At 67.2% G+C, this 25,118-nt stretch carries 20 protein-coding genes and 2 pseudogenes; 6 read left to right on the forward strand and 16 right to left on the reverse strand.

The genetic code is table 11. The features are described from left to right. Positions 1-162: 162 nt before the first annotated feature. From QKY98_RS05155 to QKY98_RS05190, 8 genes are all read right to left on the reverse strand, one after another. Entirely contained in the window at positions 163-1,275 is a 1,113-nt protein-coding gene (locus QKY98_RS05155; RefSeq protein WP_074583304.1) for a hybrid sensor histidine kinase/response regulator, read from the reverse strand. Continuing rightward, positions 1,268-3,025: an ATP-binding protein gene (locus tag QKY98_RS05160; RefSeq protein WP_284670442.1), complete on the reverse strand. Its 1,758-nt coding sequence runs from the start codon at positions 3,023-3,025 to the stop codon at positions 1,268-1,270. Before QKY98_RS05160 ends, QKY98_RS05155 begins: the two co-directional genes overlap by 8 nt. After that, positions 3,018-3,998, reverse strand: coding sequence for a SpoIIE family protein phosphatase (locus tag QKY98_RS05165; protein WP_108582233.1), 981 nt, complete (start codon positions 3,996-3,998; stop codon positions 3,018-3,020). Before QKY98_RS05165 ends, QKY98_RS05160 begins: the two co-directional genes overlap by 8 nt. Beyond that, positions 3,995-4,348 carry an ATP-binding protein gene (locus QKY98_RS05170; protein WP_027597259.1) on the reverse strand — a complete coding sequence of 118 codons (354 nt, stop codon included), beginning with the start codon at positions 4,346-4,348 and terminating at the stop codon, positions 3,995-3,997. The genes QKY98_RS05165 and QKY98_RS05170 overlap by 4 nt, the downstream gene beginning before the upstream one ends. Before the next feature lie 4 nt (positions 4,349-4,352). After that, positions 4,353-4,778, reverse strand: coding sequence for an STAS domain-containing protein (locus QKY98_RS05175; RefSeq protein WP_007160184.1), 426 nt, complete (start codon positions 4,776-4,778; stop codon positions 4,353-4,355). A 10-nt stretch (positions 4,779-4,788) separates the two neighbouring features. Then, complete coding sequence (locus tag QKY98_RS05180; RefSeq protein WP_169854581.1) at positions 4,789-5,631, reverse strand: STAS domain-containing protein; 843 nt, start codon at positions 5,629-5,631, stop codon at positions 4,789-4,791. A 115-nt stretch (positions 5,632-5,746) separates the two neighbouring features. Next, complete coding sequence (locus tag QKY98_RS05185) at positions 5,747-6,010, reverse strand: PepSY domain-containing protein (protein ID WP_007160186.1); 264 nt, start codon at positions 6,008-6,010, stop codon at positions 5,747-5,749. Between the two features lie 75 nt (positions 6,011-6,085). Continuing rightward, the gene (locus QKY98_RS05190) at positions 6,086-7,051 is read right to left on the reverse strand and encodes a CHAD domain-containing protein (protein ID WP_042135039.1); all 966 of its coding nucleotides are present in this window, start codon (positions 7,049-7,051) and stop codon (positions 6,086-6,088) included. Between the two features lie 199 nt (positions 7,052-7,250). On the opposite strand from QKY98_RS05190, the gene pap reads away from it, so the two are divergent. After that, the gene (gene pap / locus QKY98_RS05195) at positions 7,251-8,735 is read left to right on the forward strand and encodes a polyphosphate:AMP phosphotransferase (protein ID WP_284670443.1); all 1,485 of its coding nucleotides are present in this window, start codon (positions 7,251-7,253) and stop codon (positions 8,733-8,735) included. A gap of 417 nt (positions 8,736-9,152) precedes the next feature. Here the strand turns inward: pap and QKY98_RS05200 are convergent, their stop codons facing one another. Next, a complete protein-coding gene (locus QKY98_RS05200; RefSeq protein WP_007160189.1) occupies positions 9,153-9,362 on the reverse strand; it encodes a cold-shock protein in 210 nt (69 codons plus the stop codon). 268 nt (positions 9,363-9,630) lie between these two features. On the opposite strand from QKY98_RS05200, the gene QKY98_RS05205 reads away from it, so the two are divergent. From QKY98_RS05205 to QKY98_RS23920, 3 genes and pseudogenes are all read left to right on the forward strand, one after another. After that, positions 9,631-13,101, forward strand: a complete 3,471-nt coding sequence (locus QKY98_RS05205; protein ID WP_284670444.1) for an acyl-[ACP]--phospholipid O-acyltransferase — start codon at positions 9,631-9,633, stop codon at positions 13,099-13,101. A gap of 159 nt (positions 13,102-13,260) precedes the next feature. Then, positions 13,261-13,920 (forward strand): annotated as a pseudogene (locus tag QKY98_RS23915) (MCP four helix bundle domain-containing protein); the annotation flags it as partial. A gap of 309 nt (positions 13,921-14,229) precedes the next feature. After that, positions 14,230-14,826, forward strand: a pseudogene (locus tag QKY98_RS23920) (methyl-accepting chemotaxis protein); the annotation flags it as partial. A 13-nt stretch (positions 14,827-14,839) separates the two neighbouring features. Here the strand turns inward: QKY98_RS23920 and QKY98_RS05215 are convergent. The 7 genes from QKY98_RS05215 to QKY98_RS05245 form a co-directional block, all read right to left on the reverse strand. Beyond that, positions 14,840-16,258 carry an MFS transporter gene (locus tag QKY98_RS05215; protein WP_027597265.1) on the reverse strand — a complete coding sequence of 473 codons (1,419 nt, stop codon included), beginning with the start codon at positions 16,256-16,258 and terminating at the stop codon, positions 14,840-14,842. A 139-nt stretch (positions 16,259-16,397) separates the two neighbouring features. Continuing rightward, positions 16,398-17,348, reverse strand: coding sequence for a sugar-binding transcriptional regulator (locus QKY98_RS05220; protein ID WP_027600541.1), 951 nt, complete (start codon positions 17,346-17,348; stop codon positions 16,398-16,400). A 175-nt stretch (positions 17,349-17,523) separates the two neighbouring features. Further along, a complete protein-coding gene (locus QKY98_RS05225; protein WP_027597267.1) occupies positions 17,524-18,324 on the reverse strand; it encodes an SDR family oxidoreductase in 801 nt (266 codons plus the stop codon). A gap of 153 nt (positions 18,325-18,477) precedes the next feature. Continuing rightward, positions 18,478-19,242 carry an SDR family oxidoreductase gene (locus QKY98_RS05230; protein ID WP_027600543.1) on the reverse strand — a complete coding sequence of 255 codons (765 nt, stop codon included), beginning with the start codon at positions 19,240-19,242 and terminating at the stop codon, positions 18,478-18,480. 14 nt (positions 19,243-19,256) lie between these two features. Further along, a complete protein-coding gene (locus tag QKY98_RS05235) occupies positions 19,257-20,762 on the reverse strand; it encodes a sugar ABC transporter ATP-binding protein (RefSeq protein WP_027597269.1) in 1,506 nt (501 codons plus the stop codon). A 219-nt stretch (positions 20,763-20,981) separates the two neighbouring features. Continuing rightward, on the reverse strand, positions 20,982-21,914 hold the full coding sequence (locus QKY98_RS05240) for a sugar ABC transporter substrate-binding protein (protein WP_027597270.1): 933 nt from the start codon (positions 21,912-21,914) through the stop codon (positions 20,982-20,984). Positions 21,915-21,970: 56 nt separating this feature from the next. Next, a complete protein-coding gene (locus QKY98_RS05245; protein ID WP_027600545.1) occupies positions 21,971-22,966 on the reverse strand; it encodes an ABC transporter permease in 996 nt (331 codons plus the stop codon). A gap of 336 nt (positions 22,967-23,302) precedes the next feature. On the opposite strand from QKY98_RS05245, the gene QKY98_RS05250 reads away from it, so the two are divergent. Continuing rightward, positions 23,303-24,139, forward strand: coding sequence for a transketolase (locus QKY98_RS05250; protein WP_027600546.1), 837 nt, complete (start codon positions 23,303-23,305; stop codon positions 24,137-24,139). After that, positions 24,129-25,085 carry a transketolase family protein gene (locus QKY98_RS05255; protein ID WP_150340340.1) on the forward strand — a complete coding sequence of 319 codons (957 nt, stop codon included), beginning with the start codon at positions 24,129-24,131 and terminating at the stop codon, positions 25,083-25,085. The genes QKY98_RS05250 and QKY98_RS05255 overlap by 11 nt, the downstream gene beginning before the upstream one ends. Positions 25,086-25,118 lie beyond the last annotated feature (33 nt).

The following is a 25,118-nucleotide window of genomic DNA, read 5'->3' on the forward strand; positions in this document are numbered from 1 at the left end:
CTCCACCGTCGCAGCCCAACAGCCAGAGGTGGCCCCGTAGCGTGGACAACGGCGCAGCCTTGTCCACATCGCCAAGTCCTTGTCTTGCACCAGTGGAAAACGCTGTGCAGTTTTCCACGCTACCGGCACCAGGATAATCGCGGCGCGCTGCCCCGAAAGTCGCTAAGCCAAACGCAGCGGCAGGTGCAGGGTGATGACCACCTCGCCCGTGCCATTGGCGAAACGTGCCTCGCCGCCGAAGCTTTCGCTGAGCGCCTTGACGATGGGCAGGCCCAGGCCCCAGCCGCGCTTGTCGCTGCGGGTGGAGATGAAATAGGGCGTGGCCAGGTTGGCCAGGACCTCGTCGGGAAACTGGCCGAGGTTGCGCAACTCCAGCATGACCTGGTCGTCGGCCAGCCACTGGCGGACCCGGATCGGCGTTCCCGCCTCGCCGTGCTTGGCGGCGTTGAGCACCAGGTTGTCGAAGATGCGCAGGAAGGCGTATCTGTCCCACAGCACCTCCTGCGCCGGGGTCTCCAAACTCAGGTCGAGGTGATTGGCGAACTGCAGGCGCAGATTGGCCGCGGCGTCGTTCAGCAGCGGACCCAGCACCAGCGGATCGCCGCTGAGGCGGACACCGCCGCCCAGGCTCATGTGGCTGATGTCCAGCACGTCGGTGATCATCTGGTTCATGCGCTGCAGGTTGTCGTGCAGGGTCTGCAGCAGATCGTCGGTACGCCGCGCCGGATTGCGCTGCATCAGGTTGACCACCATGGTCGCGGCGGTGAGCGGCGAGCGCAGGTCGTGGTTGAGCGACCTCATGAAGCGTTCGAGCATGACCTTTTCCGCCTGCAGATTCTCGCTGCGGGCGATGGCCGAATTGCGCTGCTGCTCCATGTGGCCGACCCGGGAGCTGGCCTTGAGCAGGGCGCCGACGGTGGCCAGCACCTCTTCCGGATTGATCGGGTGGGTCAGGTAGGCCTGGGCGCCGGTATTGAAACCCTGGGCCTTGTCCCTGCCGGAGACGAAGGTGGCCGAGATGTTGATGATGGCCGGCAGCCGGCCCCAGCCGCACTTGTGCTCGATGGCCTGGATCAGCTCGAAGCCGGTGGTGTCCGGCAGATTGACGTCGATGATCACCAGCTCGACGGATTCGTCGATCAGCGCCAGGCCACTGGCACCGCTGGCGGCTTCCAGCACCTCGTAGTGGCTCTGGCTGCCGAGGATCTTGCGCAGCACATAGCGATTGGCCTCGGTGTCGTCGATGATGACGATGCGGCGCGGGGCACTAGTCATCGGACAGGCTCCGCGCCAGGGCGCAGACCTCGGCCAGCAGCCGCTCGGCGTGATCGGGGGCGTGCTTGAACAGGATGGCGTGGCAGTAGTCCTGCAGGCGCTGGCGGCCCGCCTCGTCGAGGGGCTGGGCGGTGTTGATCAGCACCCGCCGGTGCATGCTCCAGTCCATGCTGGCGAGCAGGTCCTCGCCATTGATGTCGGGCAGGTCGAGGTCGAGGATGATGATGTCCGGGCGCACCGCATTGAGCCGGTCCAGGCTGCTGCGGGCGCTGTCCGCCTCCAGCAGGACCGGATTGAGGCGTTCGAGGGTGCGCCGGACCAGATAGCGATCGCCCTCGTTGTCCTCGATCACCAGCACGGTGAGGCCGCTGAGATCGGGCTCCGGTTCGGCGGCCCGGTGGCTGGCGTAGTGGCGCGGCAGGCGCAGGGTGAAGCGACTGCCGCGGCCGACTTCGCTGTCGAGGGACAGCTCGCCGCGCAGAAGCACGGTGAGGCGCTGCGCCAGGGGCAGGCCCAGGCCGGTGCCTTCGATATGGGTCAGGTGCGGCGAACGGATCCGCTCGAATTCCTCGAAGATCTTCTGCTGATCCGCCGCGGCGATGCCGATGCCGCTGTCTTCCACCAGGAATTCCAGGCTGGCGTCGTCGGGCTGGAACACCTGGATGCGCACCTGGCCCCGGGGGGTGTACTTGAAGGCGTTGGAGATCAGGTTGCGCAGCACTTGGAACAGCCGACTCTCGTCGGTATCTAGCAGCACCCCGGCCGGCGGCGGGGCGACGCTGAAGCTGACCTGCGGATAACGCGGCGCCAGGGCCGCGGCGAACTGTTCGAGGCGATCGATGAAAGGCCCCAGCGCAAAGGGCTGGGGCACGATGGTCAGGCGGCCGGACTGCACCTCGGCCAGCGCCAGCAACTCGCCGACCAGATTGGCCAGTTCCAGCGCCGCGTCGCTGATGAAGCGCACCTGGCGCTGCTGTTCGGCATTGAGCGCCCCGTCCACGCCGCTGGCGAGCAGCTTGGCGACATTCTCGATGATGTTGATCGGGGTGCGGAATTCATGGGTCATGTTGGAGAAGAAACGGGTCTTCGCCTCGCTGGCCTCCTTGAGCTCCTGAGTGGCCTTTTCCAGCTCGGAATAGAGCGCCACCACGCCCTGGTTGGTGTTTTCCAGTTCCTTGTTGGTGACCTCCAGTTCCGACTGGCGCACCTGCAGCTCGGTGTTGGTCAGCAGCAGCTCTTCGCTCTGCAGGCGGATCTGCTGGTAGGGATCCGGTGGCGGACTGCCCTGCAGCTCTGCCGTCAGCGCCTGGAGCTGCTCCGCCTCGGGAAAGGGTCGCGGCGCCTGGTACTTGCGGGCGGTGATGCAGGTGCCGGCAGGGGAGGTCTGGATGTCGAAGTCGTCGAACAGCCGCTGGGCGCCGCGCAGGCCGATGCCCATGCCGGTGCTGGAGCGATAGCTGCCCGCGCGGATGGCCTCCATCTCGGCGATGCCCGGACCCTGGTCGACCGCCCGCACCTCCAGGCCGCTCAGGCGCAGGTCTTCGCCACGCAGCAGGGCGAAGTCGAAGTGACCGCTGCCGGCGTACTGGTGGATGTTGCGCGCCAGTTCGGAGACCGCGGTGGCCAGGCGGATCTGCTCCAGCACCGGCCACTCCATGGCCGCGGCCAGGCGCTTGGCGGCCTGGCGGCAGTGCACGATGTCCTGCTCGCAGTGCAGGGCGAGGGTCAGCAGGGGCAAGACGTCAGACATGCTTGAGTACCAGAACGGTGGCATCGTCGGCGGAGCGCCGGAAGTCGCGGTGCAGGAGGGCGGCGATCAGTGCCGGATGGCGCGCCCCGAGCCCGGAGTGCTCGCCCAGTCCCACCTTGGACGTCAGGCCATCGGAGTTCAGCACCAGCAGGGTGCCGGGCGTCCAGGGGTAGGTATAGGTCTGGATCCGCCCGATCCGGTAGCCCAGGGTGCCGTTGTTGGACACCAGGCTGCGTGTGGTGTTGCCCAGCAGGCGCCCGGCGATGTTGCCGATGCCGCAAAAGCTCACCTGGCCCTGATCCGGGTCCAGCTCGGCCAGCGCCAGGGCGGCGCCGCGGGTTTCCATGAGCGCCTGGTGCAGATTCTCCATCAGCCGCTGCAGGGGCAGGTGCGCGCCATGGCGCAGGAACAGTTCCCGCGCCCGGCGACTGGCGGTGGCGGCCTGCTGGCCATGGCCCAGGCCGTCGCAGACGAGCAGGCGGCGCCCGCTGACCGCCCAGGTGTCGCCGCAGAGTTGCTCCTCGGGGTGCGGCGTGCACAGGGCGCCATGCTGCAACCGGCTGCTGGGCGTCCCGGCCAGATGGAAGCGCGCCAGCACCACGGTGCCCTGACCCGGTCGCGAATGGATGTCGAACACATCGGCCTGCCGGCGAATCGCCCCCAGGCCGGCGCCCAGCGTCGCGGCCGTGCTGTAGTGATCGCTCAGACAGCGGGCGACGTCGTGCATGCCCGGGCCGCGATCCACCGCCAGGACATCGAGCACCCCTTCGCCGCCCAGGGTGGCCAGGAGTTCGCCGTGCCCGGCATGGCGGACCAGGTTGTAGCCCAGCTCCTGGGCGACGATGGTCAGGCGCCCGAGCAGGGTTTCGTCGGCGGTGACGGTGCCGGCCAGCCGGACCAGGGCGCGCCGGGCGGCATCGACATGGACGCTGGTGCTCACCGGCAGCACCAGGCTGCACGGCTGGTCGTTCATCGCCACTTCCAGAGTTCGACGGTGGTGCCCTGGCCGGGCTGGCTGTCGATGTGGAAGTCGTCCACCAGCCGCCGCGAACCGGACAGGCCCAGGCCCAGGCCCTTGCCCGAGGTGTAGCCGTCGACCATGGCGCGCTCGAGATCGGCGATGCCCGGGCCGTGATCGCGGATCACCAGGCGGATCGCCGGCTTGCCGGCGCGCAGCGTCTCCTCGATCAGGCACTCGCCGCCCAGCCCGTAGACCAAGCCGTTGCGCGCGATCTCGCTGGCCGCAGTGACGATCTTGGTCTGGGAGATGAGGCCCAGGCGGATGGCTTCGGCGACCTTGCGCACCTGCTGACGGATCAGCACGATGTCAGTCTCCTGGCGGAGTGGAAGCGTCTGTGTCTTCGCCACCCTCTGACTCCTCCAGCGATTCGTCCGCGGCGACCATGGCTTCCAGCCGGCGCATGCCCTTTTCCATGTTCAGCGCCGTGGCGATGCCTTCCAGCGATAGCCCCAGTTCCACCAGGGTGATGGCCACCGCCGGCTGCATGCCGACCACGATCACCTTGGCATCGAGGATGCGCGAGACCTGGGCGATGTGGGAGAGCATCCGGCCAATGAAGGAGTCGACGATTTCCAGCGCCGAGATGTCGATGAGCACGCCCTTGGCCTTGTGCCGCACGATCTGCTCGGTGAGGTCTTCCTGCAGGTCCAGCGCCAGCTGGTCGTGCATGTCCACCTGGATGCTCAGCAGCAGGAAGGGTCCAAGCTTGAGAATCGGAATCCGCTCGATCATGAGGCGCTCCCTAACCCTTGGCGGCCGGGGCGGCCAGGCGCACGCCCTGCTGGCGCAGGGCCAGGCGGAAGGCATCGGCCAGGGACGCCTTGGTGATGACGTCGCCCAGGTCCACGCCCAGGTGGACGATGGTGGCGGCGATCTGCGGGCGGATGCCGCTGATGATGCACTGGGCGCCCATCAGCCGGGCGGCGGTCACCGTCTTGAGCAGGTGCTGGGCGACCATGGTATCCACCGTGGGTACGCCGGTGATGTCGATGATGGCGATGTCCGACCCGGTCTGGACGATCTTTTCCAGCAGCGACTCCATCACCACCTGGGTGCGGTTGCTGTCCAGCGCGCCGATCAGCGGGATGGCCAGGATGCCGTCCCACAGCTCCACCACCGGGGTGGACAGTTCCAGCATGCTTTCCTGCTGCTCGCGGATCACCGTCTCGCGACCGCTCATGAAGCTTTCCATGCTGTACAGACCGAGCTCGTCGATCAGCCGGGTGGCGGCCCAGATCTCGGCGAGGGGATCGTCGCACTCGTTCTGGATCAGGTTGAACAGCGGTTCCTTGAGCGAGAAGACGAAGGTCGCCGTCTGCGCGGGCGTCAAGCCCGCGCGACTCTGGTCGAAGGAGAAGCGCTCCAGCAGCGCGCGCACCGGCTGCCAGTGCGGCTCGCGCAGATTGCCCAGGCCCTGGGCGGCGGCCACGGTGATGCGGCGCAGCAATTCGGCGGAGTTGGCCAGGATGGTGGTTTCATCGAGCAGGTCGATGCGCATGCCGGCCGCGCGCTGGGCGCCGATCCAGGCATCGAGCAGCGACCGCTCGTGGGTGCGCAGCAGCTCGACCAAAGCGGTACTGTACATGGGGGTTCCTAGGTGACAAGAAGGTGGCTCAGGACGAGCCGACCAGGCAGAGAGCGGGCAGGAAGAGGCGCAGGTGTCGGTGGGGATCCGAGCGCGTGGCCGGATCCCCGAGAGATCACATGTCCATCTTTTCCTTAGTGATCTTGCCGGTCTTGGCGTCGGCATGGAAGTCGTACTTCATACCATCCTTCTTCATGCCTTCGCCTTCCCACTGACCGTCATCGGCTTCGATCTTGGTGATCGAGGTGTAGCCCTGCTCCATGAGCTTGGACTTGACGTCGTTCATGGGCATCCAGTCGGCACCGGGCTGGTCGGCCAGGGCGGCGGTGCTGGCCAGGACGGAACAGGCGAACAGGGAAGCGAGCAGCTTGGATTTCATCGCGAGACCTCGGCGTGGTGGTGTGCCCGGACTTGGACCACCAGCACGCGCGACAAATCCCGTCTGGCGCAGACGTTAGACTGACGATTCCTCGACCAGGTGCGGCAGCAGTCCGGCAGGGGCCTTGGCGCTCTGGCCCTTGGTCTTGCGCGGGGCATAGGGGCGGCTGGCCAGCCGCCAGAGATCCCGCCAGCGTTCGGCGAGGGCAGTGGGCTTGTCCAGATAGAGGCGCAGGCCCAGGGAAAAGGCCTTCGCCTGCAGCCGCTCGCGCTGCTGGGCCAGGCTTTCGCCGATCGCCAGGCGGGTGTTGCTGGCGCCGAACAGGGTCGGCTCGTCCAGCAGCAGCTGCTGCATCACCGCCAGGTCGTGATCGTCGCCCAGGTATTCCGACAGGCGCTTGAGGCTCTTCTGCCGCGTCTTGAATTCCGCCGGCCAGGCCGCGGCGAGCAGCTGGGTGTGATACCAGTGATCCTTCACCCGCTTGCGCCAGTCGTGCAGGGTATCGTCGGTGGGCTTGTCGCGCGCGGTCTTGAGCGCCTGGCGCCCGGCCTTGTAGTTGTCTTCCAGGCCGCGGGCGAAAAGGGCGAAGCCCTTGCCGGACAGTTTCCAGCCGGCCACCTCCTCACGCATGGCGGTCAGTTCCTCGAGCAGTTCGGGATGGCCGCTGGCCGCGGCGATCTGCTGGTCGGCGCGCTCCTGCAGCCGCTGCCGCACGCGCTTCATGGCCGGCGAGGCGAATCTCTTGCGGTCGGATTCGCCCAGCTTGTCCCAGCTTTCCACCAGGGCGGCGCTGTCGCGCAGCGACGACAGCTCCCGGCCCAGATCGCGCAGACGCCGATTGCGACTGGCGAAGGCGCGCTTGCCCAGGGCGCCGTGCAGCAGCCGCAGGAGGGCGCGCAATTCCTTGAGGCGCTTGCGCGTCTCGTGGACGCCCTTGGGGGTACCGCTCGCCAGGGACGCTTCAGCCTGCACCAGACGATCCGTCACCACGCGGCGGACTTCCTCGTCAGCCGGTTGCCGTGCATCGAAACGAAAGGCCATCGAACTCTCCTCAATAGGTGGACTGCCACACCCGCTTGCGCGGGAGCGTAACGGTATGAAAGACCTCCACGACAGCGGGAGATGCCAAATTTCATCTAAACGTCATATTTCCTTCATACCGCCTGGCGCCGGGCACCGCCTGCCGCAGGCCGGGTCAGAAGGGCTATAGTTGCCCGACCACCTGCGCAAGGAGATCCGGATGTTCGAAGCCGCCGAAAACGAACACCTGCTCGATGAGGCCACCTACGACGCCAAGCTACCCAAGCTGCGCGAGGCACTGCTGGCCGCCCAGTACGAACTCAAGGCGCAGGGCCGTTTCCCGGTGATCGTGCTGATCAATGGCATCGAGGGGGCGGGCAAGGGCGAGACGGTCAAGCTGCTCAACGAGTGGATGGATCCGCGCCTGATCCGCGTCGAGACCTTTCTCCAGCCCACCGCCGAGGAGCGCCAGCATCCACCAGCCTGGCGCTACTGGCAGCGCCTACCGGGCAAGGGCCGGACCGGCGCCTTCTTTGGCAACTGGTACAGCCAGATGCTGCACGGCCGGGTCAACAAGGAACTCAGTCGCGTCGAGCTGGATGCCGCCATTGGCCAGGCGGAACGCTTCGAGCGCATGCTGGCCGACGAAGGTGCGCTGATCCTCAAGTTCTGGTTCCACCTCTCCAAGCCCCAGCTCAAGCAGCGCCTGAAGCACCTCAAGAACGATCCCCGCCTGGGCTGGAAGCTCAGCCCGTTGGACTGGCGCCAGGCCAAGGTCTACGACCGTTTCGTCAAGGAGGGCGAACGGGTGGTGCGGCGAACCCACCACGACTACGCCCCCTGGCACGTGGTGCCCGGCTTCGACGAGCGCTTTCGCAGCCTGACCGTCGGCACCGTGCTGCTCAAGGCGCTGCAGCGCGCCCTGGTCAACAAGCCGCGCAAGCAGCGCCGGGCTGCCGCCGTGGTACCGCCGCCGGTGGATGGCCGCGGCGTGCTGGAAGCCATGGATCTGACCCAGCGCCTGGACAAGGCCGACTACGAAGACCAGCTGCTCGCCGAACAGGCGCGCCTGGCGCGCCTGCTGCGCGACAAGAAGTATCGCCGCCACGCCCTGGTGGCGGCCTTCGAGGGCAACGACGCCGCCGGCAAGGGCAGCGCCATCCGCCGGGTCACCGGCGCCCTGGATCCGCGCCAGTACCGCATCGTCCCGGTTGCCGCACCCAGCGACGAGGAGCTGGCCCAGCCCTATCTTTGGCGCTTCTGGCGGCACATCCCGCGGCAGGCCAACTTCACCATCTTCGATCGCTCCTGGTACGGCCGGGTGCTGGTGGAGCGGGTCGAGGAGCTGACGCCCGTCGCCGACTGGCAGCGGGCCTATGGCGAGATCAACGACTTCGAGGAACAGCTCCACGACGCCGGTATCGTGCTGGCCAAGTTCTGGCTGGCCATCGACCAGGACACCCAGCTCGAACGCTTTCGCGCCCGCGAGGAAACGCCCTTCAAGCGTTTCAAGATCACCGAGGACGACTGGCGCAACCGGGACAAGTGGGATCTCTACAGCCAGGCGGTCAACGACATGGTGGTCCAGACCAGCACCGCCATCGCGCCCTGGACCCTGGTGGAGGCCAACGACAAGAGGTTCGCCCGGGTGAAGGTGGTGCGGACGCTCAATGAGGCGTTGGAGCGGGCGTATGACAAGGGGTAAGCCAATGCCAGGGCTGTTTGGCTGATTATCGAGGTTTGCGGCTACCTCTTGTTTCGCCCCCTCGGGCGAGTCACTTTTGCCAGTCGCGGCTGCGCGCCCCGGACAAAAGTAACCAAAAACGCTTGCCCCTCCATCCGGCCCCGGCTGCGCCGGGGTCCACTCCCTCCATCGCCGCTCCAGGGGCCCGCCGCGAAGGGCCTTCCATGGCCCTCGCGACTCTCGCGGCATCCATGCCGCTCGACCCCTTGCGCAACGATTGCGTTCGCCCTGCTGGAAGGGGCATTGGGCGCGCCTGAGGCTTTGGGTGGTTTGGGCAATCAGCGTCTTTGTGGCGGAGATGGGCAATCCCGCAAAACCCGAATCCCAGAAACGAAAAAGCCCCACCGAAGTGGGGCCTTTCTGCAACCGGATCAGTCGTTAAACGACTTGAACCTGGTCAGCTTGCATACCCTTCTGGCCTTTGACAGCCACGAAAGTGACCTTCTGGCCTTCGCTCAGGCTCTTGAAGCCGGCGCTTTCGATGGAGCGGTAGTGCACGAACAGGTCGGCGCCGCTTTCCGGGGTGATGAAGCCGTAGCCTTTCTCATCGTTGAACCACTTGACGGTGCCATTTTCACGATTGGACATGAGTATCTCCAGGATGTAGGGGGAACAACCACGTTAGCGAGACATTCGCTAGCGGGACTGTAATGCGAGAGTGAGACGAGCCAGGAGATGAAAATGAAGCAACATCAAGCAGGTATCGAGTAACTATTGCAGTAGCAGTGCCTACACCATACGCGCTTTCGCGAGCTTGTATAGCCCTGATTCGCATATTTGTTGACCAATGGCGCTGCTTGCGCTGCCAGAGCGTCTCACTCAGGCTACGGACTCCCCTGCTCGAAAGAGACTCCGCATGGACAAGCTGCACCGGATCAAGGGGGCCTGGCCCTACCTGATCGCCGTCTTTCTCAACGCCTTCGTCGATCTTGGCCACAAGATCGTCATCCAGAACACCGTGTTCAAGGTCTATGACGGTTCCACCCAGGTGGTGCTGACCGCGCTGGTCAACGGCATGATGCTGCTGCCCTTCATCCTGCTGTTCAGCCCCTCCGGCCATGTCGCCGATCGCTTCGCCAAGGTGCGGGTGCTGCGCCTCGGCGGCTGGGCGGCGGTGGCCATCACCCTCGGCATCACCCTGGCCTACTACGCCGGGCTGTTCGAGCTGGCCTTTGCCATGACGCTCCTGCTGGCCATCCAGGCGACCTTCTATTCGCCGGCCAAGTACGGCTACATCAAGGCGCTGTTCGGCAAGCAGCGGCTGGCCGAGGGCAATGGCCTGGTGCAGGCCAATTCCATCATCGCCATCCTCGCCGGCACCGTGGTCTTCACCGCCTTCTTCCAGCTGCACCTGGGCGCGGACCAGGCCACGCCTCACGCCATCCTGCAGGACATCGCCCCGCTGGGCTGGCTGCTGGTGCTCTGCAGCCTGGCCGAGGTGGCGCTGCTCTATCGCCTGCCGCTGCTGGAAGAGCCCAGGCCGCGCGCGCCCTTCGACTGGCATGCCTATGTGCGGCTGCAGAGCGCCCGGCAGAACCTGGCGGTGATCGGCGAGAATCCGGTGATCCGCCTGTCGATCATCGGCCTCGCGGTGTTCTGGTCGGTGGGCCAGGTGCTGCTGGCGAGCTTTCCGGCCTATGCCAAGGATCACCTGGGCATCGACAACGTGTTGCTGCTGCAGGGCATCCTGGCCTGCGCCGGAATCGGCATCGCCCTCGGCTCGGCGCTGGCCAGCCGGGCCTCGCGCGGGCGCATCGAGACCGGCCTGATCCCGGTGGGCGCGCTGGGCATCGCCCTCGGTCTGTGGTGGCTGCCGGCGCCCAGTTCGGCGCTGGTGCATGCGCTCAACTTCGTCTTCATCGGGCTGATGGGCGGGCTGTTCATCGTTCCGCTCAATGCGCTGATCCAGTTCCATGCCCGGGAAGACCAGCTCGGCACGGTGCTGGCGGCCAACAACTGGGTGCAGAACGTCGCCATGCTGAGCTTTCTGGTGCTCACCGCGGTGATCGCCCTGCTCGGCCTGGACAGTCGCTGGCTGCTGCTGCTGATCGCCGCGGTAGCGCTGATCGGCGGCGCCTACACGGTGTGGAAGCTGCCGCAGAGTCTGGTGCGCTTTCTGCTCGGCCTGATGGTCACCCGCCACTACCGCATCCAGGTGCAGGGGCTGCAGAACCTGCCGGCCCAGGGCGGGGTGCTGCTGCTGGGCAATCACATCAGCTGGGTCGACTGGGCCATGGTGCAGATCGCCAGTCCGCGCCCGGTGCGCTTCGTGATGCTGCGCTCCATCTATGAGCGCTGGTACCTGAAGCCCTTCCTCAAGGCCATGGGCTGCCTGCCCATCGCCCAGGGCAACGGTGCCGGGGCGGCGCTGGAGCAGGTGGCGGGATTGCTCAGCGCGGGCGAGGTGGTCTGCCTGTTTCCGGAAGGGGCGATCAGCCGCACCGGGCAACTCGGCGAATTCCGCCGCGGCTACGAAAAGGCCTGCGAGCGGGTCGGGCCCGAGGTGCAGATCGTGCCCTTCTACCTGCGCGGCCTCTGGGGCAGCCAGTTCTCGCGCTCCTCCAGCAAGCTCAAGGAACTGCGCGACAGTCCGCTGCACCGCGAGGTGGTGGTGGCCTTTGGCAAGGCGCTGGCCAAGGACACCCCGGCCGATGTGCTCAAGCGGCGGATCTTCGAGCTGTCGATCCGCTCCTGGGAGCGCTACATGCAGGGCCTGCCGTCGTTGGCCGATGCCTGGGTGGCCAGCGTCAAGCGCCGACCCAATGGCCTGGCGCTGATCGACGACCTGGGCGCTCCGCTCAAGGCCGCCCAGGCGCTCACCGGCGCCGCCTGCCTGGCGCGGCGGATGCGCAAGCGGCCCGAGGCCAATCTGGGTCTGCTGCTGCCCACCAGCAGCGGCGGCATGCTGGCCAACATGGCGGTGCTGCTGGCCGGCAAGACGCTGGTCAATCTCAACTACACGGCCACGCCCGAAGCCCTGGCGTCGGGCCTGGACCAGGCCGGTATCCGCACCGTCTACACCTCGACGCGCTTTCTCGACCGCCTGCGCCAGCGCGGCCTGCCGGTGGACGAGTTGCTCGCCGGGCGCGAGGTGGTGGATCTGGAGGCATTGCGCGCCGGGATCGGCAAGGCCGAGTTGCTGGCCAACTGGCTGGCGGTCTGGCTGCTGCCGACCGCCATGCTGCAGGTGCTGGTGAGTCGCGCCCACGATCCCGAGGCCACCGCCGCCATCCTCTTCTCCAGTGGCAGCGAGGGCACGCCCAAGGGGGTGATGCTCAGTCATCGCAACCTGATGGCCAATCTCAAGCAGACCTCGGACGTGCTCAATACCCAGGACGACGACGTCTTCATGGCCTCGCTGCCGCTGTTCCACGCCTTCGGTCTTACGGTGACCCAGTTCCTGCCGCTGATCGAGGGGGTGCCGGTGGTCTGCCAGGCCGATCCTACCGACGTGGCCGGCATCGCCAAGGCTGTGGCGACCCATCGCGCCACGGTGCTCTGCGGCACCTCGACCTTCCTGCGGCTGTTCGTGCGCAACACCAAGGTGCATCCGCTGATGCTGGAGAGCCTGCGCATCGTGGTGGCCGGCGCCGAACGCCTGGATCCGGCGGTGCGCGAGGCCTTCAAGCTCAAGTTCAACCAGGACATCTACGAAGGCTACGGCGCCACCGAGACCGCCCCGGTGGCCTCGGTCAACCTGCCCGATGCCCTGGACGTCAGCTACCTGCAGGTGCAGCGCGGCGGCAAGCTCGGCACCGTGGGTATGCCGCTGCCGGGGACCGGCTTCAAGATCGTCGATCCCCAGACCTTTGCCGAATTGCCCACCGGCGAGGCCGGCATGGTGCTGATCGGCGGGCCGCAGCTGATGCAGGGCTACCTGAACGATCCCGAGCGCACCGCCAAGGCCATCCGCGAGATCGACGGCGAGCGCTGGTATGTGACCGGCGACCAGGGTCGGCTGGACGAGGACGGCTTTCTCACCATCGTCGACCGCTATTCGCGCTTCGCCAAGATCGGCGGCGAGATGGTCAGCCTAGGCGCCGTGGAGCAGGCCCTGGCCAGGGCGGTGGCCGATCCGGAGATCGAGCTGCAGGCGGTCAATCTGCCGGATGCCCGAAAGGGCGAGCGCATCGTGGTGCTGCATACCGGCGCCCTGGACGCCGCGGCGGTGGAGAAGACCCTGCTGGCCCAGGGGGTGGGCGGACTACTGCTGCCCTCGGCCTGGCTGGCGGTGGACAGCCTGCCGAAACTGGGAATCGGCAAGGCCGACGTGGCCGGGGCGAAACGTCTGGCGCAGACGCGGTTAAACGAGGCGGAGGAGGTTTAGGCGGCATTTCGTCCATCCGGCGCCGGCGAGCCCTAAAGCCTGGCGCCGTTTGGCCGATCATGAGGGGGCTAATCATTTTTCGAGGTCTTCCCGGTGAAGCTACGCTCCCTCAACATCGCCCCGCGGGCCCTGGTCGCCTTTGGTTTCTTCGCCCTGCTGGTGATCGGCCTGGGGTTGTTTTCCCTGGGCCAGAATCGGGTCATCAAGGAGAGCGAGGAGCAGATCGTCGGCAACGTCATCCCCAGCGTCCAGACCATCGGCGAGATCCGCGCCGATCTGCTGAGTCTGCGCATGCAGAACCAGGGGTTGATGCTGGCCAGTTCCAACGCCGAGACCCAGGCGGTGCACAAGGCCATCGACGCGGCCAAGGCCAGCCTGGAACAGCATGTGCGCCAGTTCGACGGCCTGTTGCTCACCGACTCCGGGCGGGCGGTCTACACCCGGATGACCGGCCAGCTAGCCACCTACCTGAACAACCAGAATCGCTATCTCAAGGCGCTGGACGACCAGAACGACGCCGAGTTGCTCAAGCTGGCCGGGCAGGACGGCGAGATGGCCCACAGCGGCAATGCCCTGAGCGCCACCGTCAACGAACTCGCCGGGCTGGTCGATGGCAAGGTCACGCGCCTGGCCGCCGCCTCCATGGCCAGCTACCACAACGCCATCGCCATCACCGTGGCGGTGATGGTGGCGGCCCTGGCCGGTACCCTGCTGCTGGCCTGGCGCTTCACCCGCAGCCTCACCGGGCCGCTGGAAAAGGCCCTGGCGGTGGCCGAGCGCATCGCTGCCAACGATCTCAGCCGGACGATCGAGCCCGACGGGCGCGACGAACCCGGCCGGCTGCTGGCGGCCATGGCGCGGATGCAGGACAACCTGCGCGGCACCCTGGAACGGCTGACCCTGTCGTCCACCACCCTGGCGTCCACCTCCGAAGAGCTGTCGACGGTCACCGAGACCGGCCTGCGCGGCATCCAGCGGCAAAACGACGAGCTGGCCCAGGCGGCCACCGCCGTCAATCAGATGACCGCCGCGGTGGAGGAGGTGGCGCGCAATGCCGCGGCTGCCAGCGCTGCCGCCCAGGACTCGCGCACCTCGGCCGATCTCGGTCAGCGCCGGGTCGAGGAAACCCTCGCCACCATTCATGCCCTGCACAGCGCGGTGGCTTCCAGCAGCGGCGAGATCGACGGCCTGGCGGGCCAGGTGCAGCGCATCAGCGGGGTGCTCGACGTGATCCGCGGCATCGCCGAGCAGACCAATCTGCTGGCGCTCAACGCCGCCATCGAAGCGGCGCGCGCCGGGGATGCCGGGCGTGGCTTTGCCGTGGTGGCCGACGAGGTGCGTGCCCTGGCGGCCCGTACCCAGCAGTCCACCGGCGAGATCGAAGACATGATCGGTGCCATCCAGGGCGGCGCCGGCAAGGCGGTGGACGCCATGGCCACCAGCAATCAGCAGGCCGGTGCCTGCCTGACGGTGGCCGCTGCCGCCGGCGAGGCGCTGGCCGAGATCGCTCGCCACATCGTGCAGATCAACGAGCGCAACCTGAGCATTTCCGCGGCCACCGAGGAGCAGGCCCAGGTGGCGCGCGAGGTGGATCGCAACCTCACCAGCATCCGCGACCTCTCCACCCAGAACGCCGCCGGGGCCGAGCAGACCGCCGCCGCCAGCACCGACCTGGCGCGCCTGGCCGGCGACCTGAACGGCGCGGTCCGGCAATTCCGCCTCTGACCGCGGGCCTGCCTCAGCGGGCGATGTCTTCCAGCGCCCGATTGCGGGTGCGCGGGCCGAACAGGCCGATGGTCAGCACCACGATCAGCATGCTGGCGACGATGAAGGCCAGCACGCCCGGGGTGCCCAGGCGCTCCAGCAGGGTGCCGATCAGCAGGCTGCTGAACACCGTCGACAACCGGCTGAAGGAATAGCAGAAACCCACCGCCCGGGCGCGGATGGCGGTGGGGAACAGCTCCGCCTGGTAGGAGTGGAAGGCAAAGGTCAGCCAGGCGTTGCAGAAGGTGATGCCGACGCCACAGAGGATCAGACCGAGGGCGCCCTGCTGCAGGGCGAACAGGCTGCCGAAGCCCACCGTCCCCAGGGCGGAGCCGACGATCTGCCACTTGTTCTCGAAGCGGTTGGCGATGCGCACGAACAGCAGCGGTCCCAGCGGATAGGCGAGGGTGATGACGAAGGCATAGCCCAGGCTGTGGGTCAGGCTCACGCCCTGGCCGGAGAGCAGCGCCGGCAGCCAGTTGCCGAAGCCGAAGAAGCCGATGGCCTGGAACAGGTTGAAGACGATCAGCATGATCACCCGGCGCCGATAGGGCGGTTGCCACAGCGCCGCGAAGCGCGCGCTCACGGCGCGTTCTTCGACGATCGCCGCGGGTGGCGGCAGCGGCTGGCCGCTGTCGGCCTGGCAGGCGGCTTCCAGGCGCTCCACGCCCTGTTCGGCTTCGTCCAGCCGGCCCTGCTGCGCCAGCCAGCGCGGCGATTCGGGCAGGCGCTGGCGCAGCCACCAGATGAACAGGGCGAAGACGGCACTGGACAGCACCACCCAGCGCCAGCCGGAAATGCCCAGCGGCGCCTGGGGCACCAGCCACCAGGACAGCAGCGCCACCGCCGGCACCGAGAGGAACTGGAGGGCGAAGGCAAAGGCGAAGGCCGAGGTGCGCATGGCCTTGGGCACCAGCTCCGACAGATAGGCGTCGATGGTCACCAGCTCCAGGCCCAGGCCGATGCCCACCACGAAGCGCAGGGCGATCAGCCCCAGGGCGGTGGTCTGCAGACCCATGGCCAGGGTCGCCAGGGTGTAGCCGACCAGTGCCCAGGTAAAGATCGCCCGGCGGCCGAAGCGGTCGGCAATGGGGCTGAGCAGGCTGGCGCCGACGAACAGGCCGAGAAAGGTGGCCGCGGCGAAGGCGGCCTGATCGGAGACCCCGAACACCCCGGCCGCGCCGGTCTGGAAGACGCCATCGCGCAGGAGCCCGGGGCTGATGTAGGCGGTCTGGAACAGGTCGTAGAGTTCGAAGAAACCGCCGATGGACAGCAGGGCCACCAGGCGCCACAGGCTGCGGGTGGCCGGCAGGCGATCGAGACGCGCCGAGAGGGCGGCGGCCCGCTGGGAGGCGGGCAGGGCAGTGGCCGAAGCCGAAGACGCTGAGGGCATGGGACGCTATCCAGAGAACAGTCGTCCTACAGCTTACGGATCAGTCCTTGCCGAATGTTGCCAAAGATTTCCGTGCCGGGTGGGCCGTTTGGCAGCAAATCGCGTTTTCCGGCCTGGTTCTGGCAGCCGCTTGCGTGGATCAGGGGACCAGCGCCAGGGCAGTGCGCAGATCGACCACCAGGACATCCAGATAACCGCCCTGCAGCGCGCCGCGGATGGCATTGACCTTGCGCAGGCCCCCGGCCAGACCCACCACGCGGTCGATCTTCAGCAGTTGCGGCAGGTCCACCGCGACCACGGTCTCTTCACTGTCGTCCAGTACCGGTCGGCCCTGGGCGTCGAAGTACCTCAGGCAGATGTCGCCCACCGCGCCGCGGGCGGCGAGCACTTCCAGCATGGCCTCGCCGTGATAGTTGCCGCTGTTGCGCAGGAGCTGCGACGGCTCCAGCTCGCCGATGCCGACCAGGGCCACGGTGAGCCGGGCGAAGCGTTCGGTGACCTCGCGCACCTCGTCCAGCTGCAGGATGCGCTGGCGACTTTCCGGCGACTGCTCGATGCTCTGGGACGGCAGCAGATAGGCCGGGCAACCCAGCAGATTGGCCAGTTGCTGGGTCAGCAGGGTGGCTTCGAAGGCGCCCTTGTTGCCGACCCCGCCGAGCAGCTGCACCACCTCGGTCGCGCCTTGACGACTGCTGCCGCGGTGCATGTGGCCGACCATGGCGCGGATGGTGGAGCTCCAGGAGGAGATACCGATGTGGTCCTTTTCGGTGACGCTGGTTTCCAGATAGTGGGCGGCGGCCGAGCCGATGGCCTGCTTGATGGCCTCTTCGTCGTCACCGGTGGGCTCCACCACGATCGCCTGGCGGATGCCGTAGCGCTGTTGCAGCTGGCGCTCCAGCTCCAGGTGGAAGTTGCGCGGGCGCTGCACCGAGATGCGCACGATGCCTTCCTTGAGCGCTCGGCTCAGGGCACGGCTGACGAAGGATTGCGACAGGTCGAGCTGTTCGGAGATCTGCGACTGCTTGAGCCCTTCTTCGTAGTAGAGGGAGGCGATCTTGGTCAGCAGGCGTTGTTCTTCGAGATTACTCATCCAGATTTCCGGTACCGGCGGCTAGGTTGCACCCAGGGCTGCCGGGCCGGGGCGGCCGTGACAAACCCTCAAAAAGCAGGCACTTGGCTGTTAGAAAGGCGCATTTTCCCGCTATTTTCCCTCAGCCTCCCGCTGGACGCCAAGGCTTTTGCGGCCTGGCGTCCCCGGGGGTCGATCAGGACATGATCAGACCACCGTCCACATTGATCGCCTGGCCGGTGATGTAGGCGGCGTCCGCCGAGGCGAGGAAGGCCACCAGGCCGGCCACATCGGCCGGGGTGCCGGCGCGCTTCATGGGGATGTTGCCGACCCATTCCCGCATCAGTTCGCCCTGGCCATAGCGCTTTTCCGGGGTGGAAAGGATCTCGCCCCAGACGCGGTCGTTGTAGTCCCACATCTCGCTTTCGATGATGCCGGGGCAGAAGGCGTTGACCGTGATGCCGTGGCGCGCCAGTTCGTGGGCCAGGCTCTGGGTGATGCCGATGACGCCCATCTTGCTCGCCGCATAGTGGGGCGTGTAGATGAAGCCCTGGCGCCCCTGGCCGGAGCTGGTGTTGATCAGGCGTCCGCCACGCCCGGCGGCGACCATGCGCCTGGCCGCCTCGCGGCAGCACAGCCAGACGCCGGTGGTGTTGACCTGCAGGATGCGGTCGAAGTCCTCGCGCGGCATGCGGTCGAAGGCATCGATGGTGATGATCCCGGCGTTCTGCACCGAGACGTCGACCCGGCCGAAGCGCGACTCGGCCTGGGCATAGAGGTCGGCCACCGCCGCCTCGTCGGTGATGTCCACCACCAGCGGCAGCACCTCGGCCCCGGTCTCGGCGGCCAGCCGTGCGGCGGTGTCATGCACCCGCTCGGCGTTGGAGACCAGCACCAGGTTGGCGCCCTCACGCCCGAAGCGCTCGGCGATACCCTCACCGATGCCCCGACAACCGCCGGTGATGACCACGGTTTGACCTGCGAAGCGACGTTCCACGTGAAACCTCCTAGGGCTATAGGCGATGATCTCGCGAGCTAGAGCCAAACTAGGCGAAAAGACCTGAGGAAGCGGAGTTTACGAGCGGTAAATGAGCATTCCGAAGGTCTTTTCAACGCCGTTTGGCCGACGCGCAGCAGATCGTGAAAGGCGTTACCAGCAGACGAAGCCGCCATCGACGATGAGATCCACCCCGGTGCAAAAGGATGCGGCCGGGCTGCAGAGGAAGATCGCCGGACCAACCATTTCCTCCACCTCGGCCATGCGGCCCAGGGGGGTGGTCTGCTCGAAGATCTTGACCTGGTCGGCCACCTCGGGACGGGTGTTCATCGGCGTGGCGGTGTAGCCGGGGCTGATGCAGTTGACACGGATGCCGCGCTCGGCCCACTCCATCGCCAGGCTCTTGGTCAGGTGGATGACCCCGGCCTTGGAGGTGTTGTAGTGGGCCTGCAGGAGGCCGCGGTTGACGATGCTGCCGGACATGGAGGCGATGTTGACGATGGCGCCCTTGCCGCGCGGCAGCATGACCCGCGCCTGGGCCTGGCAACTGAGCATCACCCCGGTGAGGTTGATGTCGAGCATGCGCTGCCAGCGCTCCAGTTCCAGCTCCTCGGCCGGCTGGGCGTTGGCGATGCCGGCGCTGTTGACCGCGAGACTCAGGGGGCCGAGTTCGGCCTCGGTACGGGCCACGGCGGCTTCCAGGTCGGCGGCGCTGGTCACCGACCCTTCCAGGGCCAGGGCGCGGCGGCCGTGGGCCTGGATCCGCGCGACGGTACCGGCGAGGTCGCGGCTGCCGGGCAGGTCGAAGCAGGCCACCTGGGCGCCGGCCTCGGCCAGTCCGACGGCGATGGCCTGGCCGATGCCACTGCCGGCACCGGTAACGAAGGCGGTCTGGCCGCCGAGATCGAAGAGACGCATGGGAAAACTCCTAGTCAGGCGGTCGCCAGTTCCATCACGGCCACCGGAGTGGCCTGTTCACGTTCGAGAATGCCCATCTGCTGGCCACGGCTCATCACCATGACCCGATGCGACAGGCCGAGGACCTCGTCGAGGTCCGAGCTGACCACGATCACCGCCATGCCGGTGGCCGCCAGTTCGGCGATCACCTGGTAGATGGCGGCGCGGGCGCCGACGTCGATGCCGCGGGTGGGCTCGTCGAGGATGAAGACCTTGGGATTGCGCGCCAGCCACTTGGCGATGATCACCTTCTGCTGGTTGCCGCCGGACAGGGCGGCGATGGCCTGCTCCGGCTGGCCCTTGACGCCGAGCCGCGCCACCGCCTTGCGGGCGAAGGCGCGCAGGCCGCCGGGCGAGACCCAGCCGCCCCCGGCGAGCAGGTCGGTGTTGCCATAGATGAGGTTTTCCTCGATGGCGTGATCGACCACCACGCCCTGCTGCTTGCGATCCTCGGGCACCAGCACGATGCCGGCATGGATGGCGTCGTAGGGACTGGCGAAGCGACAGGCCTGGCCTTCCAGCACCAGCTCGCCGGTGACCTGCTCGGCCGCGCCGGCGATGGCGCGGACCAGCTCGGTACGCCCGGCACCGACCACTCCGGCCACGCCAAAGACTTCGCCCGCGCGCACGCTGAAATCGATGTGTTTGAGCGGCATCTCGCGGCAGCTCAGGCCCTTCACCCGCAGCACCTCGCGGGCAGCGGGCGCGGCCATGGCCGGGAAGATGCGCTCCACGCTGCGGCCGACCATCTCTTCCACCAGTTGCCGCACCGGCACCTGGGCGGTGGCGTGCAGGGCGATCTGGCGGCCGTCGCGCAAGACCAGCACCCGGTCGGCGATGCGCGCGATCTCTTCCAGGCGATGGCTGATGTAGATGAAGGAGACGCCCTCGGCCTTGAGTCGCTCGACCTGGGCGAACAGCAACTCGGTCTCTTCGCCGCCCAGGGCCGCGGTGGGTTCGTCGAGGATCAGCAGGCGCGCCTTGAGGGTCAGCGCCTTGGCGATCTCCACCAGTTGCTGGGCGGCCACGCTGAGGCCGGCCACGGTGCGCGTGGCGGGTACCTTCAGGCCCAGGCGATCCAGCTGGCGCTGGGCCTCGGTTTCCATGAAGGCGCGATCGATACGGCCACCGCGCATGGGCAGGCGCCCGACGAACATGTTCTCGGCGATGGTCAATTCCGGCAGCAGGCGGATCTCCTGGTGGATCAGGCCGATGCCGGCGGCCAGGGCGGCGCCGGGAGAATCCGGGGCGTAGTCGCGACCCAGCCAGGTCATGCGCCCGCCGGCTTCGGGCGGCACCAGGCCGGCGATGATCGACGACAGGGTGGACTTGCCGGCGCCGTTCTCGCCGAGCAGGGCCAGGACCTCGCCGGGCTGGATGTCGACGTCCACGCCGCTCAGCACCTCGATGCCGGCGTATTTCTTGCCGATGTTTCTCAGGCTGAGGGCCGCGGGCTGTTCCAAGGGCATGACGGCGGACATGGAGCCTCCGAAAGGGGGAGCTAAAACGGTGCCTCCCTAGGGAGGCACCTGGGGCAGGAGCCAACACGATCTCGCGAGCTAGAGCCAACCAAGGCGAATACAGCTGAGGACGCGGACCGGGCTTGCGCTCAAGTTTACGAGTGGTAAATGAGCATTCCGACCGGGCTGGCGATCCAGGTTGTATTCAACGCAGGTTGGCCGACGCGCAGCAGATCGTGGTTACGGGTGGTTCTCGATGAAGGGGGCGACGTTATCCTTGGTGGTCAGGATCGCCTCCTGCAGCTGCTCCTTGGGAACCTGCTTGCCCTCCTTGAGCGCCACCGCCGATTCCAGGGCCATGCGCCCCATCTTGCGGGTCTGCTGGGTCATGGTGGCGGACAGGGTGCCGGCGGCCACGGCCTTGAGGCCGGCCACGTCGCCGTCGAAGCCGACGATGGTCACCGGATGGTCGAGGTTGGCCACCTTGACCGCCTGGGCCGCGCCCAGGGCCATGGCGTCGGCACGGCCGAAGAAGACGCTGATGTTGGGATCGCGCTGGAGCATGTCCTGAGCCACGGCGAAGCCCTTGTCCTGGGCCCACTCGGCGGGCTGCTGGGCGACCACCTTCAGCTCGGGAAACTTGGCCAGGCCTTCGGCGAAGCCCTTGGCGCGATCGTTTTCCGGGGTGGTGCCGATCTGACCCTGGAGGATGGCGACGCGGCCCTTGCCGTTGGTGACCTTGCCGACGTATTCGGCCAGGGTGCGGGCGGCGGCGACGCTGTCGCTGGCGATGAAGGTGTCACCCGGGGCGTCGGGGGCGTTGCGGTCCACCGCCACCACCGGGATGCCGGCGGCCTTGGCCGCCTTGACCGGGACACCGGCGGCGGTGGCGCCGGCCGGGATGTAGATCAGGGCGTCGACCTGGCGGGTGATCAGGTCCTGGATCTGGTTGACCTGGGTCGCCGAATTGCCCTGGGCGTCCACGGTGATCACCTTGATGCCCTTGGCCTTGCCCTCGGCCTCGACGGCCTGCTTGATCTGGTTGAAGAAGTCGGCCTGCAGGTTGGCCACGGCCAGGCCCACGGTGAGTTCCTTGGCCTGGGCATTGAGGGCGCCGGTGCAGGTGATGGCGGCGAACAGGGTACTGAGCAACAGCTTCTTGGGGGTCAGCATGGATGGCACTCCGTTGTTATTGTTGTACTGCGGTGACGAGACGAAGCAGTTCTAAACTAGCGCTGCCCGTTACGGCGGCGCAGGGTGTCCAGGGTGACGGCCAGGGCGATGACGATGCCGATGATCACCTGCTGCACGAAGGGCGAGACACCCAGCAGATTCAGGCCGTTGCGCAGCACGCCGATGATCAGCACTCCCACCAGGGTGCCACCGACGCTGCCGACGCCGCCGCTGAGGCTGGCGCCGCCGATCACCACCGCGGCGATGGCATCCAGCTCCATGGACAGGCCGGCGCTGGGCTGGGACGAATCCAGCCGCGCCGCCATGGCCACCGCCGCCAGACCCGCCAGGGCGCCGCTTAGGGCATAGATCCAGATGGTGATGGTGCGCACCTTGATGCCCGACAACCGCGCTACCTCGGCGCTGCCGCCCATGGCATAGAGGTTGCGACCACCGGCGCGAAAGCGCAGGAACACCCAGGCCACCAGCAGCATCAGCAAAAACAGCCCGACGGTGACCGAGAGGAAGCCGAAGTGCCGCACCGTGGCCAGGCTGGTGAACCAGTCGGGAAAGCCGACGATCTGGCGACCGTCGGTGAGGATGTTGGCCAGGCCGCGGGCCACCGACATCATGGTCAGGGTGGCGATGAAGGCGGGCAGCCGGGCGCGGGCGATGAGCAGGCCCGAGACCAGCCCGCAGACCAGGCCGCCGAGGATGGCGGCGGGAATCGCCAGGCCCAGCGGCCAGCCGATGTCCTGATAGAGCCAGCCCAGCAGCATCATGGAAAAGGCCAGCACCGAGCCCACCGAGAGGTCGATGCCGCCGATGACGATGACCAGGGTCATGCCGATGGCCAGGATGCCGAGCACGGTCACCTGGTCGAGGATGTTGAGGGCGTTGCGCACGGAGAAGAAATACTCCGAGGCAAAGGAGAACACGGCGATCAGCAGCGCCAGGCCGATCAGCGGACCGCCGACGTTGCGCGGCAGGCGCAGGGCCAGGCGGGCGAGGGGCTTGGCGGGTGGCGAGGCGGTTGGGGCTTTGGCGTCCACGCACTTCTCCTGAGGTTATTGTTCTTGTGTCTGGCTCGCCTGAATATTTATGCGTGCCTGATTTTTAATTCAGACTCCGCCTGTTCCGGATGGAAGTCAAGCGCCTTTTCATCACCGCGCGCCGAACGCGACGGCCTCGGCAATCCCGCATCCTGGCCCACATTCTACCCGTACACCCGGTCGCCGATGGCCCTTCATGGCTATTGACGGCCCTGCGGATTGGGGTCTAAATGATAAATATATTTTCAGTGACGAATAAATATTCATAAGACGCCCACTGAAACCTCGGCAGGCGTCTGCTCCACTGCAGCTTCGGATACCCGAGGGGGTCGCCTGATGAATCCGTTCCAGTACGACGTCGCGCAGATTCGCGAAAAGGCCCGGCTGATCCGCCGGCGCGTCATCCAGCTCAATGCCGGCTCGCCCGCCGGCGGCCACACCGGGGCGGATCTGTCGGAAACCGACATCCTCGCCACCCTCTACTTCCGCCTGCTCGACGTCGCCCCGGAACGCCTCGCCGATCCCCGGCGCGACATCTACATCCAGAGCAAGGGCCACGGCGTCGGCGGTCTCTACTGCTGCCTGGCCGAAGCCGGCTACTTTCCGCCGGAATGGCTCGACACCTACCAGCACTTCGACTCCCACCTGCCGGGCCACCCGGTGCGGCAGAAGACCCCCGGCATCGAACTCAACACCGGCGCCCTTGGCCACGGCCTACCCGTGGCCACTGGGATCGCCCTGGCCGCGCAACGCGATGGCAGTCCGCGGCGCGTCTATGTGCTGACCGGCGACGGCGAACTGGGCGAGGGCTCCAACTGGGAGTCGGCGCTGACCGCCGCCAAGTACCGGCTGGACAACCTGACGGTGATCGTCGACCACAACCGTCTGCAACTGGCCGGCCCCACCGCCGAGATCCTGCCGCTGGAGCCCCTGGCCGAGAAGTGGCGCGCCTTCGGCTTCCATGTGGTCGAGTGCGACGGCAACGACGTGGCCCAGTTGGTGGAGACCCTGGAAGCCCTGCGTGAACACCGCGGCCAGCCCCAGGTGCTGATCGCCAACACCGTCAAAGGCAAGGGGGTTTCCTTCATCGAAGGCAAACCCGAATGGCACCACCGGGTGCCCAAGGGCGACGAGATCGCCGCTGCTCTGGAGGAGCTCGACCATGGCCACTGATACCCAGACCCCGGGCGGAGCCCATCTCGCCAGCGTCATGGTCGAGGCCTTCATCGCCGCGGTGGACGCCGGCGTCGACCTGGTGCCGGTGGTGAGCGATTCCACCTCCACGGCCAAGATCGGCCCCTTCGTCAAACGCTTCCCGGAGCGCCTGGTCAACGTCGGCATCGCCGAACAGACCCTGGTCGGGGTGGCCGCCGGCCTGGGCCTGGCCGGCAAGGTGGCGGTGACCTGCAACGCCGCGCCCTTCCTGATCTCCCGCGCCAACGAACAGGTCAAGGTGGACGTCTGCTACAACAGGTCCAACGTCAAGATGTTCGGCCTCAACGCCGGGGCCAGCTACGGTCCCCTGGCCAGCACCCACCACAGCCTCGACGACATCGCCGTGATGCGCGGCTTCGGCCACGTGGAAATCTATGCCCCGGCCGATGGCGCCGAGTGCCGGCAGATCGTCGAACACGCCCTGGCCCATGACGGTCCGGTCTATATCCGCCTGGACGGCAAGGCGCTGCCCGATCTGCACGGGCCCGACTATCGCTTCGTCCCCGGTCAGGTCGACGTGCTGCGCCAGGGGCACGACGTCAGCCTGGTGGCCCTGGGTTCGGTGGTCCACGAGGCGGTGGACGCCGCACGCTTGTTGGCCGAGCAGGGCATCAGCGCCCAGGTGATCAACCTGTCGTCGATCCGGCCGCTGCAGCGCGAGGTCTTGCTCGAAGCCCTCTGCGCCGCCCGCGGTGGGGTGGTCACGGTGGAAGAGCACAACGCCAATGGCGGGGTGGGCAGCCTGGTCGCCGAGGTGATGGCCGAGGCCGCGCTGGGCGTGCCGCTGATCCGCCTGGGCATCGCCGATGGCGAGTATGCTGCCGCCGGTGGCCGGGGGCCGACCCGCGCCAAGCACGGCATCGATGCTGCCGGGATCGTCGCCGCGGTGCAGCGCCTGCGCTGAGCTCTGGCGTAGTGAGCCGATAAGAACAAGGAG

Source organism: Pseudomonas sp. HR1, assembly GCF_030175875.1.
GTDB lineage: Bacteria > Pseudomonadota > Gammaproteobacteria > Pseudomonadales > Pseudomonadaceae > Chryseomonas > Chryseomonas oryzihabitans.